The sequence below is a fragment of the Noviherbaspirillum suwonense genome (genome assembly GCF_900182955.1).
GTDB classification, from domain to species: domain Bacteria; phylum Pseudomonadota; class Gammaproteobacteria; order Burkholderiales; family Burkholderiaceae_D; genus Noviherbaspirillum_A; species Noviherbaspirillum_A suwonense.
The window spans coordinates 585,507-601,880 of sequence record NZ_FXUL01000001.1 but is presented as its reverse complement, the minus strand read 5'-3'; the positions used below and the strand labels follow the sequence as shown (position 1 = coordinate 601,880).

14 protein-coding genes are annotated in these 16,374 nt (G+C 68.9%); 8 read left to right on the top strand and 6 right to left on the bottom strand.

Translation table 11 applies throughout. From position 1 onward, the window contains the following. Positions 1 to 14: 14 nt before the first annotated feature. Genes egtD through QOL82_RS02770 form a run of 3 tightly spaced genes read right to left on the bottom strand, consistent with a single transcriptional unit; the run spans position 15 to position 2,604 of the window. Entirely contained in the window at positions 15 to 956 is a 942-nt protein-coding gene (gene egtD, locus QOL82_RS02780) for an L-histidine N(alpha)-methyltransferase (RefSeq protein WP_283440693.1), read from the bottom strand. A gap of 16 nt (positions 957 to 972) precedes the next feature. Continuing rightward, entirely contained in the window at positions 973 to 1,500 is a 528-nt protein-coding gene (locus QOL82_RS02775; RefSeq protein ID WP_283440692.1) for a TlpA disulfide reductase family protein, read from the bottom strand. Between the two features lie 24 nt (positions 1,501 to 1,524). Next, a complete protein-coding gene (locus QOL82_RS02770) occupies positions 1,525 to 2,604 on the bottom strand; it encodes a transglutaminase-like domain-containing protein (protein ID WP_283440691.1) in 1,080 nt (359 codons plus the stop codon). Between the two features lie 168 nt (positions 2,605 to 2,772). Between QOL82_RS02770 and QOL82_RS02765 the strand changes: the two genes are divergently transcribed. From QOL82_RS02765 to QOL82_RS02750, 4 genes are all read left to right on the top strand, one after another. Further along, positions 2,773 to 3,447 (top strand): ABC transporter ATP-binding protein, encoded by a 675-nt coding sequence (locus QOL82_RS02765; RefSeq protein WP_283440690.1) that lies wholly within the window; start codon positions 2,773 to 2,775, stop codon positions 3,445 to 3,447. After that, positions 3,444 to 5,963, top strand: a complete 2,520-nt coding sequence (locus tag QOL82_RS02760) for an ABC transporter permease (RefSeq protein WP_283440689.1) — start codon at positions 3,444 to 3,446, stop codon at positions 5,961 to 5,963. The genes QOL82_RS02765 and QOL82_RS02760 overlap by 4 nt, the downstream gene beginning before the upstream one ends. Then, positions 5,963 to 7,057, top strand: a complete 1,095-nt coding sequence (locus QOL82_RS02755; protein WP_283440688.1) for a lipocalin-like domain-containing protein — start codon at positions 5,963 to 5,965, stop codon at positions 7,055 to 7,057. The genes QOL82_RS02760 and QOL82_RS02755 overlap by 1 nt, the downstream gene beginning before the upstream one ends. A 106-nt stretch (positions 7,058 to 7,163) precedes the next feature. Then, positions 7,164 to 8,948, top strand: a complete 1,785-nt coding sequence (locus QOL82_RS02750) for an ABC transporter transmembrane domain-containing protein (protein WP_283440687.1) — start codon at positions 7,164 to 7,166, stop codon at positions 8,946 to 8,948. A 78-nt stretch (positions 8,949 to 9,026) separates the two neighbouring features. On the opposite strand, the gene QOL82_RS02745 is transcribed toward QOL82_RS02750, so the two are convergent. Further along, complete coding sequence (locus QOL82_RS02745) at positions 9,027 to 10,358, bottom strand: DUF3422 family protein (RefSeq protein ID WP_283440686.1); 1,332 nt, start codon at positions 10,356 to 10,358, stop codon at positions 9,027 to 9,029. Positions 10,359 to 10,528: 170 nt separating this feature from the next. Between QOL82_RS02745 and QOL82_RS02740 the strand changes: the two genes are divergently transcribed. Both QOL82_RS02740 and QOL82_RS02735 read left to right on the top strand, forming a co-directional pair. Beyond that, a complete protein-coding gene (locus QOL82_RS02740) occupies positions 10,529 to 11,500 on the top strand; it encodes a thymidylate synthase (RefSeq protein WP_283440685.1) in 972 nt (323 codons plus the stop codon). Between the two features lie 562 nt (positions 11,501 to 12,062). Further along, complete coding sequence (locus tag QOL82_RS02735) at positions 12,063 to 12,515, top strand: type III secretion system chaperone (protein WP_283440684.1); 453 nt, start codon at positions 12,063 to 12,065, stop codon at positions 12,513 to 12,515. Between the two features lie 11 nt (positions 12,516 to 12,526). On the opposite strand, the gene QOL82_RS02730 is transcribed toward QOL82_RS02735, so the two are convergent. Together QOL82_RS02730 and QOL82_RS02725 are read right to left on the bottom strand one after the other, a co-directional pair. Further along, on the bottom strand, positions 12,527 to 13,891 hold the full coding sequence (locus QOL82_RS02730; RefSeq protein WP_283440683.1) for a heavy metal sensor histidine kinase: 1,365 nt from the start codon (positions 13,889 to 13,891) through the stop codon (positions 12,527 to 12,529). Continuing rightward, positions 13,888 to 14,574: a heavy metal response regulator transcription factor gene (locus tag QOL82_RS02725; protein ID WP_283440682.1), complete on the bottom strand. Its 687-nt coding sequence runs from the start codon at positions 14,572 to 14,574 to the stop codon at positions 13,888 to 13,890. The genes QOL82_RS02730 and QOL82_RS02725 overlap by 4 nt, the downstream gene beginning before the upstream one ends. Positions 14,575 to 14,793: 219 nt before the next feature. Between QOL82_RS02725 and QOL82_RS02720 the strand changes: the two genes are divergently transcribed. After that, entirely contained in the window at positions 14,794 to 15,381 is a 588-nt protein-coding gene (locus QOL82_RS02720; protein WP_283440681.1) for a YceI family protein, read from the top strand. A gap of 64 nt (positions 15,382 to 15,445) precedes the next feature. Further along, positions 15,446 to 16,261 carry a hypothetical protein gene (locus QOL82_RS02715; protein WP_283440680.1) on the top strand — a complete coding sequence of 272 codons (816 nt, stop codon included), beginning with the start codon at positions 15,446 to 15,448 and terminating at the stop codon, positions 16,259 to 16,261. Positions 16,262 to 16,374: the final 113 nt, after the last annotated feature.

Genomic DNA, 16,374 nt, shown 5'->3' with positions numbered 1-16,374 from the left:
TCCTTTCCAGGGCCTCAGCCGCGCCGCGCATGGCAGACCATGAACCAGCCGCGTTCGTCGGTCCATCGCTGCGCCAGGTGAAAACCGGCCTCCTGCAGCAGGCCGGCAAAGCTGTCCGGGGTGTACTTGTAGCTGTTTTCGGTGTGGATGCGCTCGCCTTCGCCGAAGCGCCGCACGCCGCCGTTCCAGCGCACGGTGAGGTCGCGCCGCGCCTCCAAGTGCATCTCGATCCGGCTCAGTTCCGGGTTGAAGAAGCCGCGGTGCTTCCACTCGCGCAGGTTGAAGTCCGCGCCCAGCAGGCGGTTCAGGTGATGCAGCAGGTTCAGGTTGAAGCTCGCGGTCACGCCCAGCGCATCGTCGTAGGCGGCGTCCAGCACCGCGCGGTCCTTGACGAGGTCGACGCCGATCAGCAGGTCGCCGTCGGCCTGGCGCAACCGGCGCAGGAAGGCCAGCGCCTCGCCCGGGTGGAAATTGCCGATCGACGAGCCCGGGTAGAAGAACAGCCGCCGCGCGTCCGACACCGCCGGCGGCAGGTCGAGCGTCGATGAAAAGTCCATGCCCAGCGCCAGCATGCGGATATCCGGAAACTGCCGCTCCAGCTGGGCCACGGCCGCCTTCAGGAAATCCGCCGATATATCGATCGGCACGTATTGCGACGGCGCCAGCGACGGGAACAGCCGCGCCGCCTTCGCGCAGTTGCCGGCGCCGAGGTCGATCAGCGTGGCGCCGGCGCCGACCGACGATGCGATCTCGGCGCCGTGGCGCTCGAAGATGGCCGCTTCGGTGCGGGTCGGGTAGTACTCGGGCAGCTCGCAGATGGCTTCGAACAGCTTGGAGCCGAGCGCGTCGTACAGGTATTTGGGCGAGGTGGTCGCGCGCGGCGCCGTCAGGCCGGCGATCAGTTCATCGCGGATGACATTGGTTTCGGTGTCGCTGCGTTGGAGGTTGTCGGCCAATGTCGGGGTTCCGTTCTTATTTCAAGAGTTCAAGCACCGGCGCCTGCTGCGCCGGGTCGTCGTAGTCGGCTTCGCCGACGATCTGGTAGCGCAGCATGCCGTGGCGGTCGACCAGGAAACTGGCCGGCAGCATGCGCACCCGCCATGCCTTCATCACGTCCGAGTCGGCGTCGCGCAGCATGGTCAGCGACACCGGGGTGCGCTCCAGGAACTGCTTTATGCGCGGCACGCCTTCGCCGACATTCACCGCCAGCACGCGCAGCCCCCTGCCGCCCAGCTTCTGCTGCAGGCGCTGCAGCGACGGCATTTCCTCGCGACACGGCTCGCACCAGGTCGCCCAGAAATTCACCAGCACCACCTCGCCCTTGAATGCGGACAGGTCGACGTCGCGGCCGGCCAGGTCGGGCAGCACCAGCGGCGCCGGCGCCTGGCCGCCCTCGGCCGAAAAGGCTTTCCAGCTGGCCGCCTGCGCATGGCCGCCGAACAGGCAGGCCGACACCGCGCACGCGGACAGGAAAGCAGGCAAAGGATGGTATTTCATCATCTTTGAATTCGCCCCGGCATGCGGTCAAACAAGCAATTCACGCGACGTGATGGTGTAGCGGAAATTTTCCGGGTCGAGGCTGTCGATGCGCGACACCTTGCCCTGGCCCACCACTTCGGCATTCGGGTACATGAAGAAGCCGACCGGCCCGCGCGCGGCGCCCGGCAGCTTCACGTCATGCGCATAGTTGTAGGCCAGCCAGTTCATTTCCCACGAGCCGAACAGGCGCTTGCGGGCCGCCTCGACCTTGGCGTCGGACAGCGGCAGGCCGCCGCTCTCCTCCAGCACCACCTTGCGCACGTCGGCAGGGTCGACCGGCACCCAGCCGTAGCCCGCCAGCCAGAATTCGGCGCGGCAATGCTGGGCCTTGGTGATGTCGCCGGACTTGCCGAGCGACTTGTAGCCCAGCTTCGAGTCGGCCACGCGGATGCCGTAGACGTCGCGCGACGGCACGCCGACCGAGCGCATCAGGCCGACGAACAGCGCATTGAGGTCGCCGCACTTGCCGCCGAGGTTGTTGGTCTCCAGCATGGTCTTGATGTCGCCGACGCCGCAGCCGCGCACCTTGGGGTCGCGCTGGGTGTTCTCGACGATCCATTCGTACACCGCATGGGCGCGTTCGAGGTCGTTGCGCGAACCCCTGGTGATTTCCTGCGCGGTCTTCCGCACGATGCCGTCGGTCGGCAGCAGCTCGGTGGCGGCGAGGTATTTGGCGCGGTCGGCCTCGGCCAGCACCGCGCGGTCGGACGGCGCGCTCAGGTCGGCGGCGCGGTCGCGGGTGGCGAAGCGGGTGACCGCCTCGACCACCGGCTTCTGGCCGCTGCCGAATTCGGCGGCGACGATGCCGGCGCCATAGACCGGGTCCTGCACCAGCTGGGCCTGGCCGGAAGGCGCATTGAACGTGGTGCTGATCACCTTCTGGTAATCGGTGTTGACGGTCGGCACCGGGATCCAGATGCGCGCGGGCGCGCCCTCCAGCAATTCAACCCGGGTCGTGACCTCGAACGTGCGCCACTTCTCCTTTTCGTCCGCGGCGAAACCGAGTGGCGCCATGCCGGCGGCCGACAGGGCGGCGGTGGTTTTCAAAAAGGAACGTCTGTCCATGCTATCTCCAGGAATCATGCTCAATAAAAAGGGGAAAGGCCGGTGCCGGCCGGAATGCTGTCAGCGGGAAGATGCCACATCCACTAGACTGGCGGAGTTTATCGTATTCACCACACCTCTGCCGATGACACCCCTCCCCCTTGCACGCCGCCGCGCCGGACCGACCCAATGGAAATGAACCGCCTGGAACTGGCGCCGGCGCTGGAGTGCCGCGGCCTGCGCAAGCAGTATGGCAAGCGGGTCGTGCTGTCGGGGCTGGACTTCGCGCTCGCCCCGGGCGAGTACGTCGCGGTGATGGGCGAATCGGGCGTGGGCAAGTCGACGCTGCTGAACCTGGTGGCCGGCCTCGACCAGGCCGACGGCGGCGCGCTGCTGATCGACGGCGTGCCGATGTCGGGCCTCGATGACGACGCCGCCACGCTGCTGCGGCGGCAGAAGCTGGGCTTCATCTTCCAGGCCTTCCATATCCTGCCGCACCTGACGCTGGCGCAGAACGTGGCGCTGCCGCTTCTGCTGAACCGGCTGCCGCTGCAGCGCGCGACCGAGCTGCTGGACGCGGTCGGTCTGCAGGGACGAGGCCAGGACTTTCCGCGCCAGCTGTCGGGCGGCGAACTGCAGCGGGTCGCCATCGCACGCGCGCTGGTCCACCGGCCGCGCCTGCTGCTGGCCGACGAGCCGACCGGCAACCTCGACCCGGACACCGCGCACGAGGTGCTGCAGCTGCTGCGCGACGAAATCAAGGCCAGCGGCGCATCGGCCATCATGGTCACCCACTCCCACGCGGCCGCGGCCAGCGCCGACCGCGTCCTGGTGCTGACGCAGGACGGGTTGCACCCGGCATGAACGGCCTGCTGACGCGCTGGCTGCTGGCCGGCGAATGGCGCATCCACCCGGTGCGCGCCGCGGTGGCGATGGGCGCGATCGCGCTCGGCGTGGCGCTCGGCTTCGCGATCCACCTGATCAACGCGGCCGCGTTCAACGAATTCACCGCGGCCGTCAAGAGCGTCTCCGGCCTTTCGGACCTGCAGGTGCGCGGCCCGCAGGCGACGCTGGACGAGGCGCTGTTCCCGAGGCTGGCCGAACACACGGGCGTCGCGCTGGCCAGCCCCGTGCTCGAACTCGACGCAACGCTGCCCGACCGCGCCGGCGTGCTGAAGATACTGGGCATCGACGCCTTCCGCGCCGGCGCCATCGCGCCGGACCTGCTGGGCGTGCCTTCCGAAGACCGCGGCTACGACACGCTGATGGATGATGCGATCTTCCTGTCGCCCGCCGCGATGGAATGGCTGAAGCTGCGGGCGGGCGACCGGCTGACGCTGCGCGCCGGCGCCGGCAATGTCACGCTGCGCGTGGCCGGCGGCCTGGTCCGCGCGCGGCCCGGCCAGCGCATCGCGGTGATGGACATCGCCGCCGCGCAATGGCGTTTCGACCGGCTGGGCCGGATCTCGCGCATCGAGCTGAAGCTGGAGCCGGGCATCGACCGCGAGGCGTTCCGCGCGCAGCTGCGGCAGGAATTCGGCGACGCGCTGCTGGCCACCGAGACGGAGGACCAGGAAGCCCGCAGCAACAACATGTCCCGCGCCTACCGGGTCAACCTGAACGTGCTGGCGCTGGTGGCGCTGTTTACCGGCGCCTTCCTGGTGTTTTCGACGCAGGCGCTGTCGGTGATCCGCCGCCGCCAGCAGTTCGCGCTGCTGCGGGTCATGGGCAGCACCCGCGGCCAGCTGCTGGCGCAGGTGCTGGTCGAGGGCGCGCTGCTGGGCGTGGCCGGATCGCTGCTCGGCCTGCTGCTGGGCTACGGGATGGCGGCGGCGGCGCTGCGGGCCTTCGGCGGCGACCTTGGCGGCGGCTATTTTCCCGGCGTGCGGCCCAGCGTGCAGTTCCAGCCGCTGGCCGCGCTGGTGTTCTTCCTGGCCGGCTCCGGCATCTCGGTGCTGGGCAGCGCCAGCCCGGCATGGGAGGCGGCCCGCGCGCGCCCTGCGCCGGCGCTGAAGGCCGGCAGCGAGGATGTCGCGCTGTCGCGGCTGGCGCGGCCCTGGCCGGCGCTGCTCTGCCTCGGGCTGGGCGCGCTGCTGACCCGGCTGCCGCCGGTCGGCGGCCTGCCCATCTTCGGCTATCTCGCGGTGGCGCTGCTGCTGATCGGCGGCATTGCGCTGATGCCGCGCTGCGCCGCCTTGCTGTTCGGCGCCACGTCCGGGCTGGGACGCGGCGTGGTCGGCACGCTGGCGCTGGCCCGCCTCGCAAATGCGCCCAACCAGGCGTCGATCGCGCTGGGCGGCGTGCTGTCGAGCTTCGCGCTGATGGTGGCGATGGCCATCATGGTGTCGAGCTTCCGCGTCTCGGTCGACGACTGGCTGCGCCACCTGCTGCCGGCCGACCTCTACCTGCGCAGCGCCAGCGCCGGCGACGCCGGCGCGCTCGGGCCGGACGCGCAGCGCCGCATCGGCGCCGTGCCGGGCGTGCTGCGCGCCGACTTCCAGCGGGTCACGCAGCTGACGCTGGACCCGGCCCAGCCCAGCGTCGCGCTGATCGCCAGGCCGATCGACGCCGCCGACCCGGGCCGCATGCTGCCGCTCACCGGCGACACGGTCGACGCCACCCGCCTGCCGGCCGGCAGCCGCCCGGTATGGGTGTCCGAGGCGATGGTCGACCTCTACGGCTACCGGCGCGGCGCGACGGTGATGCTGCCGCTGGGCGCGGGCCGCCAGCCCTTCGTCGTCGCCGGCGTCTGGCGCGACTATGCGCGCCAGAGCGGCGCGATCCAGATGCGGCTAGCAGACTACCAGGCGCTGTCCGGCGACACCGGCGTCAATGACGCCGCGCTGTGGCTGAGGCCGGGAACGACGCCGGCGCAGGCCGCCGCCGGATTGCGCGCGCTGCCGTTCGGCCCGTCGCTGGAGCTGTCCGAGCCGGGCGAGATCCGGGCGCTCAGCCTGAAGATATTCGACCGCAGCTTCGCGGTCACCTACCTGCTCGAAGCGGTGGCCATCATCATCGGCCTGTTCGGCATTGCCGCGACCTTCTCGGCCCAGACCATGGCCCGGGCCCGCGAGTTCGGCATGCTGCGCCATGTCGGCGTGACCCGGCGCCAGGTGCTGGCGATGCTGGCGGCCGAAGGCGGCCTGCTGACCGCCGCCGGCATCGCGGTCGGCTTTTTGCTCGGCTGGTGCATCAGCCTGATCCTGGTATTCATCGTCAATCCGCAGTCCTTCCACTGGACCATGGAGCTGCACATGCCCTGGGGCACGCTGGCCGCGGTGGCGGCGGCGCTGCTGGCGTCCGCCGCGCTGACCGCGCTGCTGGCCGGCCGGCAGGCGGTGTCGGGCGATGCGGTGCGCGCGGTCAGGGAGGACTGGTGATGTGGAAATCATGGTTGTACGGCTTGCTGGCGATGCTGGCGACAACGCTGGCGACGGGCCTGATTCCGGCGGCGCAGGCCGCGCCGCCGGCGTTTGCCGCGGTCAGCCCGGATGCGCCGCTGGAATTTCCGCGCGACTTCGGCGCGCACCCGGACTACCGGACCGAGTGGTGGTACGCGACCGGCTGGCTCGACATGCCCGACGGCAAGCCGCTTGGCTTCCAGGTCACGTTTTTCCGCGCCGCGACCGAGCATGACCGGGCCAATCCCAGCAAGTTCGCGCCAGACCAGCTGATCATTGCGCATGCCGCGCTGTCCGATCCGGCGGACGGACGGCTGCTGCATGACCAGAAAGCGTCCCGCGCCGGCTTCGGCCTGGCCCATGCGAAGACCGGCGACACCGATGTGAAGCTGGAGCGCTGGCATTTCCGGCGCGGCGCCGACGGCGCCTACCGGACCCGCGTCGAGGGCGCCGAGTTCACGCTCGACCTGGTGCTGACGCCGACCCAGCCGCTGATGCTGCAGGGCGAGCGCGGCTTTTCCCGCAAGGGCCCCCACCCCGGGCAGGCCAGCCACTACTACAGCGAGCCGCACCTGAAAGTCAGCGGCAGCGTGACCCGGCGCGGCAAGCCGGCGGCGGTCGCCGGCAGCGCCTGGCTCGACCATGAATGGTCCAGCACCATCCTCGACAAGGACGCGCAGGGCTGGGACTGGACCGGCGTGAACCTCGACGACGGCTCGGCGCTGATGGCCTTCCGCATCCGCAGCCGGGACGGCAAGACGCTGTGGTCGCATGCCGCGCTGCGCGACGCCGCCGGCCGCGTGACGCAGTACCCGCAGGAGCAGATCGTCTTCGCGCCGTCCCGCGTCTGGCGCTCGCCGCGCACCAATGCCAGCTACCCGGTGCAGATGGAAATCCGCACCGGCGACATCCGCTGGATGCTCACGCCGCTGCAGGACGACCAGGAACTCGACTCGCGCACCTCCACCGGCTCGGTCTACTGGGAAGGCGCGGTCGCGGTCAGCCGCAACGGCCAGGCCGCCGGCCGCGGCTACCTTGAACTGACCGGCTACCTGAAAGCCCTGAAACTTTGACCATCCTGGATACCTTGAACAACTTGAACGCCTTGAACAACTTCAGCTTTCCGTACGCTCCGCCTGTTCCACCTGCCGGCCGCACTTCGGCGACCGCGGGCATGCGATGAAGCAGGACGTCAGCCAACGCAAGTCCGCGCTGGGCACGCTGGCGGGCCTGCTGCCCTTCATGGCCCCGTACCGCGGCCGCTTCATCCTGGCCGGCATCGCGCTGCTGGTCGCGGCGGCCGCCACGCTGGCGATCCCGGTGGCCTTCCGCCAGATGATAGACCTGGGCTTCGTGTCCGGCGCCGCCGCCCAGGGCGCGCGCCACATCAACCTGTATTTCATTGCGCTGTTCGCGGTGGCCTGCGTGCTGGCCGTCGCGACGGCGGCCCGCTTCTACATGGTGTCCTGGCTGGGCGAGCGGGTCACCGCCGACCTGCGCAGCGCGGTCTATGCGCACGTGGTGATGCAAAGCCCGCAGTTCTTCGAGACCACGCGCTCCGGCGAAGTGCTGTCGCGCCTGACCACGGACACCACGCTGATCCAGTCGGTGGTTGGCACCAGCATCTCGATGGCGCTGCGCAATGCGCTGCTGTTCGTCGGCGGCATGGCGATGCTGTTCATCACCAGCGTCAAGCTGTCGTCCATCATCCTGGTCACGCTGCTGGCGGTGGTCCTGCCCATCGTGCTGTTCGGCCGCCGCGTGCGCAAGCTCTCGCGCGAGTCGCAGGACCGGATCGCCGACGCGTCCGCGCTGGCCGGCGAGATGCTCAACGCGGTCAGCACGGTGCAGGCCTACACCCATGAAGTGCTGGAGGCGCGCCGCTTCGGCCGCTCGGTCGAGGACGCGTTCAACACCGCGCTGCGCCGCATCCGCGCCCGCTCGATGCTGACGCTGGTGGCCATCCTGCTGGTGTTCGGCGCGATCGTCTTCGTGCTGTGGCTGGGCGCGCATGCGGTGATCGAGGGCACGATGACCGCTGGCCAGCTCGGCCAGTTCATCCTGTACGCGACCATCGTCGCCGGCGCGATCGCCGCCCTGTCCGAAGTGCTGGGCGAAGCGCAGCGCGCCGCCGGCGCGACCGAGCGACTGCTGGAACTGCTGGCCGAGCAGTCGCCTATCCATGCGCCCGCGCAGCCGGCGGCGCCGGGCGTGCGCAGCCCAGGCGGCGCGGCGCTGTCGCTGCGCGACGTCAGCTTCCACTACCCGTCGCGGCCACAGGCGGCCTCGGTCTCCGGGCTGACGGTGGACATCAGGCCGGGCGAGACGGTGGCCATCGTCGGCCCGTCCGGCGCCGGCAAGACCACGCTGTTCCAGCTGCTGCTGCGCTTCTACGACCCGCAGCAGGGCAGCGTGCTGCTCGACGGCGTCGACATCCGGCTGCTGGACCTGCACGTGCTGCGGGAAGCGATCGGCATCGTGCCGCAGGACACCGTGGTGTTCTCGGCCGATGCGATGGAAAACATCCGCTACGGCCGCGACGGCGCCAGCGACGACGAAGTGATCGCAGCGGCAAAAATGGCCGCCGCGCATGAGTTCATCGAGCGCATGCCCGAGGGTTACCGCACCTTCCTTGGCGAACGCGGCGTGCGCCTGTCCGGCGGCCAGCGCCAGCGCATCGCCATCGCCCGCGCGCTGCTGAAGAATCCGCCGCTGCTGCTGCTGGACGAAGCCACGAGCGCGCTGGACGCGGAATCGGAACGGCTGGTGCAGGGCGCGCTGGAGACCGCGATGCAGAACCGGACCACGCTGGTCATTGCCCACCGGCTGGCGACCGTGCAGCGGGCCGACCGCATCCTGGTGATGGAGCACGGGCGCGTGGTGGAAACCGGCACGCATGCGCAGCTGGTGGCGCGCGGCGGCCTGTACGCGGGGCTGGCGGCGCTGCAGTTCAACCTGGCCTAGTCCGAGGCGGCGGCAGGATTCATCGGCCGCCGTGCCGGCCTTGCGCCGGTGTTGCCTGGGCCTTGCTTCAGCCCCCGATCAGCCCTTGTGCATGCGCCGGTGCATCCGGCGCAGCCCCAGCCACACCGCCCCCAGCACCAGCGGCACCAGCAGCCCGGTCGCGATATCCGGGTTCAGCGGCAGGCCGGCCGCCTTCGCCGCCTTGCCGGCGTAGCCCAGCAGCCCGACCATGTAATACGAGATCGCCACCACCGACAGCCCTTCCACCGCCTGCTGCAGCTTCAGCTGCTGCGCCGCGCGCCGGTTCATCGACTGCAGTATCTGGCGGTTCTGCTGCTCCTGCACGATGCCGACGCGGGTGCGCAGCAGGTCGTTGGTCTGCGCGATCCGCCGCGCCAGTGCTTCCTGGCGGCTGGCGATGGCCGCGCAGGTATTGACCGCCGGCGTCAGCCTGCGCTCCATGAATTCGCCAACCGTCGGAAAGCCTTCCATCCGCTCTTCCCGCAATTCGTCGATGCGCGAGCGCACCAGCCGGAAATAGGCTTGCGACGCCGAGAAGCGGTAGCTGTCGTCGACCGCCAGCTTTTCCAGACGGGCCGCCAGCCGCGTGATCTGGCCCAGCAGCGCCTGCTCGTCGTCCGGGTTGTTCTCGCCGTGGCTGTCGTCGGTGGCGACCATGGCCGCGGTCAGCGCCGCCAGTTCGCCCTCGATCGCGTTGAGCACGGGCGTGGCCTGCTGCGCATGCGGCAGGCCGAGCAGGCACATCATCCGGTAGGTCTCGATCTCCAGCACCCGCTGCACCAGGCGGCCGGCCTGCTGCTCCATCAGGCCGACGTCGCGCACGACCAGCCGCGAGAAGCCGTCGGCCTGGATCAGGAAATCGGTCCACAGCTCGGCGTCATGCAGCACCCGGCTGGCCACCAGCGTATTGCCCTCGAACACCCGGCGCAGGCGCCGGCCGTAGTCCTGCACCGGCGTGTCCGAGCCGTCCAGCACCACGTGGGTGGCGACCATGATCTTGCCGTCCAGGCCGGCCAGCCATTGCTGGGGCACCTGTTGCAGCGGCATCCGCTCGAACGCATGCTCGATTTCCGGCGCCGTGTCCTGCCGCTGCGAAAAGGTGTAGGTCGCGAACTCGGTATGGCATTCCCACTTGAGGCGGAACCGTCCGAAATCGTGGAAGAAGAACTTGCCCTCGGCCGCCGGCGCGGTCACGCCGAAATGGCCGCACAGTTCGGCCAGGATCGCATGCTGTATGCCGCTGTTGATGCCGCCGGCCGGCGTGCCGTTGCCGGCATAGACCGCCAGGTGCGTGATTGCCTCCGGGCCGTGCAGATGCAGGAAGGGCCGGGAATGCACTTCGGCGGCGAGCGGCACGCGCAGCGGGTGGTTAAGGCTGGAAAAGATCATGTCTTGCAATCCGTGTAACGGCCAACGCGCATTCTAGAGCCTATTCGCCCTGCCCAGCTCGCCGATGCAGGCCGGATTGCGCGCGGCGCCGCATTGCGCCTCCTCGCCCTGCCTGGCCGGGATGCCCGGCCAGGCAGCCGCTCGCGGACCTCGGTTAAAATAACGGCGCCATGAAACAATACCTCGACCTCGTACGCACCATACTCGACACCGGAAGCTGGTCGGACAACCGCACCGGCATCCGCACCATCAGCATCCCGGGCGCGATGATGCGCTTCGACCTGGCCGAGGGATTCCCCGCCGTCACCACCAAGAAACTCGCATTCAAGTCGGTGGTCGGCGAGCTGTGCGGCTTCCTCCGGGCGTCCCGCAGCGCCGCCGACTTCCGCGCGCTGGGCTGCAAGGTCTGGGACCAGAATGCCAATGAGAACGCCGACTGGCTGGCCAACCCGTACCGCGAAGGCCCGGACGACCTCGGCCCGGTGTACGGCGTCCAGTGGCGGCAATGGCCGGCCTACAAGCTGCTGGACCGGGACGCCGCCGCCCAGCTGGCCGACGCCCAGCGGCGCGGCTTCCGCATCGTCTCCACCGTGGCCGACGAAGGCCGCGAGAAAGTGATGCTGTACAAGGCCATCGACCAGATCCGCGACTGCGTCGACACCATCATGAAGAACCCCGGCAGCCGCCGGATCCTGTTCCACGGCTGGAACCCGGCCGAACTCGACGCCGTCGCCCTGCCCGCCTGCCACCTGCTGTACCAGCTGATCCCGAATGCCGCGACCCGCGAGATCTCGCTGTGCCTGTACATCCGCAGCAATGACATCGGCCTCGGCGCACCGTTCAACCTGGCCGAGGGCGCCGCGCTGCTGCACCTGATCGGCCGCCTGACCGGCTACAAGCCGCGCTGGTTCACCTATTTCATCGGCGACGCGCACATCTACGAAAACCACCTCGGCATGCTGGAGGAACAGCTGACGCGCACGCCTTACCCGGCGCCGCGGCTGCTGCTGTCGGACCGCATCCCCGACTTTGCGCTGACCGGGAAGTACGAGCCGGAATGGCTGGAGAAGGTCGAGCCAGGCGATTTTTCTTTGGCTGATTACCAGCACCATGCGCCGATCACCGCGCCGATGGCGGTCTGACTGGCGGCTGCATCGGCACGCATCGGGCTGGCCGCCGGCGACTTGACCTGAGGCTGGACGACGGCCGCCGGCCGCCGGACCCAGCCGGATGCGCATGCGGAAGCCTGGCCATGCCGCGCGGGCGCTGACGTCATTCGGATCACTGCGCCCATCGTCGGCCTTTCCCGATTTGGGCGATCAGCGCTACAGATGTTTGGGCGCGGAACCTTTGTTGGCGTATTTCTACCCACACAGCGCTACCCAGACCCGGGAGCTTAATCCTCCTCCAGGCGTGGCCACAAGCTGCGGCCTGGGCGCAGGACGCACTGGTTCACCGGCTTTTCAGCAGCGTCCGGACATTCAGGCCTTGGGTTATCCAAGCCATTAAATCATCAAGGCATCAGGTCATTCATCCTTGATTCATTAGTCCCTTGAGCCATAAGACCCCTGAATCATCGAGGCACTAAACCGCCGATCCATTACACCCTCAATCCATCTAGCCATCCAGGCGATCGGGCAGGCACTGCGCCGACCGCGACTTCCTGGGATGGCTTCCTACTGATTCACCTGGAGACCCGTTCTCATGCATGCACACGACATCGTCCGCGACTTCGGCGCGACGGCCAAACTTCCGGACTTCGCGCTGGATGACCGCGGCATGGCCAGGCTGCAGCTGGACGGCACCCTGGTCATCGACTTCGAATTCGACGCCACCAACAACGTCCTGCACCTCTATTCGTCCATCGCACCCGCGCCGGCCGACTGCGAAGCCCAGCTTCGGCTGCTGATGGAAGCCAACCTGTTCCTGGACCGCAGCGTGGGGACCACCCTCGCCCTCGACGGCATGACCGGCGAATTCATGTGCTGCGTCCGGCTGGAGCCCGACACGCTCGGCGCCGACGACCTGGTCCGGCATGTCGAACGCATGGCCGACGCGGTCGAGCGCCTGCGCGCCGACCTGGCCGCGCTGGACGCCGCCATCGCGGCCCCTGCGCCGGATGCCGGCGAAATCCGCTTCGGCTCGCTGCGCGGCTGAACCGCCGCCGGTCAGGCCGGCGCGCCTTCCAGCGTCAGGCCTATCGTGTTGATCCCGCCGCCGCTGCGGGCAAACACGGTGCCGCCATGCATCTTGGCGATCGCCTTCACGATGGCCAGCCCCAGGCCGTGGCTGTCCTGGCTGTAGGCACGCGACGGGTCGGCCCGGTAGAAGCGGTCGAACAGCCGCGTCAGGTGTTCGCCGGGGATCGATGCGCCGGGGTTGGATACCGCGACCTCGATCCCGTTTTCCTGTTCCCGCAGCGCGACCTGCAGCCGGCTGCCGGGCGGACTGTGCTGGATCGCGTTATGCAGCAGGTTGCTCATCGCACGCCGGAACAGCGCCCGGTCCACCGACGCCACCGCGTCGCCCAGCGTATCGACCGCCAGCGACTTTTCCTCGATCAGCGGTTCCAGGAACTCGATGGTCTTGTGCACCTCGGCCGCCAGCGACGCCTGCGCCAGGCCGTCTGCCGTCTCGCCGCGGTCGGCGCGGGCCAGGAACAGCATGTCGTTGACGATGGCCCGCAGCCGCTCCAGTTCCTCCAGGTTGGACTGCAGCGTTTCCTCCAGCTCGCAGCGGCTGCGCTCGCGGGTCAGCGCCACCTGGGTCGCGCCGATCAGGTTGCCGATCGGCGTGCGCAGTTCATGTGCAACGTCCGCATTGAAGCCTTCCAGCTGCGCATACGCGGTTTCCAGCCGGTCCAGCGCGCCGTTGAACGATGCCGCCAGCGGCGCCAGCTCGGCCACGCCGGGCGTGGCCAGCCGCTGCGACAGGTTGCGGGCATTCAGGTCCCGCGCGCCGGCGCACAGCCGGGCCAGCGGCCGCAGGCCGAAGCGCGACACCCAGTAGCCCAGCATGGCCACGCAGGCGATGCCGCAGACGGAAATCGCGGTCAGCGCAATGACGAACGCATGCAGCGTCTTCGCCTCGGGCTCGGTGCTGATGCCGACCAGCAGGTAGATTTCCGGGTAGTCGGGCAGCGGCTTCAGGGTGTCGCCCAGCGTTTTCAAAGGATAGGCGCTGTCCTTCACGGTCAGCAGCTTGACCGACTTGCCGAACGCCGGGTGGCCGATGTCCGGAATCGAAAAGCCGTAGTTCAGCGCGGTGTTCTCGCAGGCGATCCAGAACCGGGTATTGCCGTCGGTGGTGGTGATGGTCGTCAGCGTGTTGCGCAGTTCGTCCCAGCGCTCGACGCTGCGCACTTCCGACACCAGCCGCGCGGCGACTTCGAGCTTGCCGCGCAGGTCGGCCTCCTGCTGCCGCTCCAGCGTGGTGGCCAGCGCCCGGTACAAGGCGAAGCCGGACAGCGCGAACACCGCGGCGGCGACCAGCGCGAAGGTGACCGCGAGCCGCACGGCGATCGAGCGCATCATGCGGCGTCCTGCGCGGGGCGGGCTTCCAGCACGTAGCCCATGCCGCGTATCGTGTGCAGCAGCTTGCGCTCGAACGGGCCGTCGATCTTGGTGCGCAGCCGCTTGATGGCGACCTCGACCACGTTGGTGTTGCTGTCGAAATTCATGTCCCAGACCAGTTCGGCGATCTCGGTCTTGGACAGGATCTGGCCCTGGCGCCGGCCCAGCGTGGTCAGCAGCAGGAACTCCTTGGAGGTCAGGTCGAGCCGGGTGCCGCTGCGGGAGGCCTTGCGGGCGATCAGGTCCACGTGCAGGTCGGCGACCTGCAGCTGCGACGCTTCCTGCGGCTTGCCGCGACGCACCAGCGCCTGCAGCCGCGCCAGCAGTTCCAGGAAGGAAAACGGCTTGACCAGGTAATCGTCGGCGCCGGCCTGCAGCCCGCGCACCCGGTCTTCGACCCGGTCGCGGGCCGTCAGCATGATGACCGGCGTCTGCCGCCGCTGCCGCAGCGCTTCCAGCACGCCGAAGCCGTCCACGCCCGGCAGCATCACGTCCAGCACGATGGCGTCATAGTCGTTTTCGCAGGCGAGGTGGCGGCCGTCGAGCCCGTTGCGGGCGACATCGACCACGCAGCTGTGCTCGGTCAGGCCCTTGTGCAGGTAGTCGGCGGTCTTGGTTTCGTCCTCGACGATCAAAATCTTCATAAGGGGATTATTGCGCGAAAGCGATTGTTGCTGGATTACAAAATTGTCAGATTGCAGACAGGATGTTGTCGGTATGCGCTGGCTACACTGTGCGGCATCGATCGGGCGGCGTCGACCGCTGGTTTCCGCAGCCGCATTTTAAGGCGGATCGCATTTGCCGGGCCTGGCGTCGCCGGGCCGGCGCGATCCGCCCAAACACCAACCATAACAGGTACATCCATGAAAAAAGCCTTGCTGTCGCGCCTCTCGCTGTCCTTCATCGCCCTCGCCGCCCTGTCCGGCGCCGCTGCCGCAGCCCCGGCCGGCACCTACAAGATCGATCCGGCGCACTCGGTCGCCTACTTCGAGGTCGGCCATGCCGGCGGCATCAGCCGCTTCATGGGCCGTTTCAACGACATCGCCGGCGAACTGGTGGTCGACACGCCGGAAAAAAGCAAGATCAAGGTCGACGTCAAGGTCGACAGCGTCGACACCCGCACCGAAGCGCTGGACAAGCACCTGAAAAGCCCGGACTTCTTCAACGCCGTCCAGTTCCCGATGCTGAGCTTCGCCTCGACCGCGATCGCGCTCAACGGCTCGGGCGAAGGCACGGTCGCCGGCAACCTGACGCTGCACGGCGTAACCAAGCCGGTCACGTTCAAGCTCAAGGAAATCGGTTCCGGCAACGGCCCGAGGGGTGATGCGCGGGTAGGCTACACCGCCAGCGCCACCATCAAGCGCAGCGACTTCGGCATCGCCTACGGCATCCCGAAGGCGGCGACCGACGACGTCGACCTGCGCATCAATATCGAAGCCATCAAGCAATAAGCTTCACGCAACGCCCTGCCCCGGCCGCATTGCGGCCGGTCCTCGTTTCCGCCGAATGCCATCCATGCCCGATCCGTCCTTTGTCCTTCCCCTGCTGCTGCAAAGCGTGCTGGTGCCGGCCGCCGTCTGCGCGGCGCTGCTGCTGTTGCTGGGCCGCGCGCGCAGCGACTGGTCCGCGCCCGTCGCCATTGCCGGCGGCCTGCTGGCCTCGATGGCGGCGACCTATCATGCGCAATGGTCGTTCCCGCCGCACCAGGCACTGGACTGGATGCCGCTGGTGATCGCGCTGGCGCTCTGCGCCATCGTCGTCGAGCGGCGCGCCGCATGGTGGCGCAGGCTGCTGCTGTCTGCGCTCACCGCCGCCGTGGTGGCCTGGCCCGCGCTGGGCAGCGCCGGCGCGGCCAACACCATTATCACGGTCGCGGTAATGGCGCTGCTGATGGCCGGCGTCTGGAGCGCGCTGGCCCCGGCGGCGCAACGGCCAGCCGCGCCGCTGGCGCTGACCCTGGCCGCCGGCGGCGCCGGGCTGGCGCTGATGATAGATGCGAGCCAGCTGCTCGGCCAGCTGTGCGGCGGACTCGGCGTGGCCATTGCCGCATGCGGCATCCTGCGGCTGCGCGGCAGCGGCGGCTTCGGCGCTGCGGCGGTCGGCGCCAGCGTGCTGCTGCTCGGCGCGCTGCTGGGATATGCCCGCATCTACGCCGGCTTCGGCATCCCGATGATGGCGCTGCTGCTCGCCGCGCTGCTGGCCGAGCCGCTGCTGACGGCGCTGCGCCGGCGGCCGGCCGCCATCCTGCCCGCCGCGGTGCTGACCGCGATCCCGGTGCTGGCGGCAATCGGCATGGCCGTCAAGGCCATGCAGGATTCCGGCGGATACTGACCGGGCACATCGCCGGGCCGGGGCTGCCGGATCGCCGCATGCGCTGCGTCCCGGCGCCTTGTTCGTGCTTCAGTTCTGTCCCTGTACATCTCTTTAATCGCACTTTTACCCAT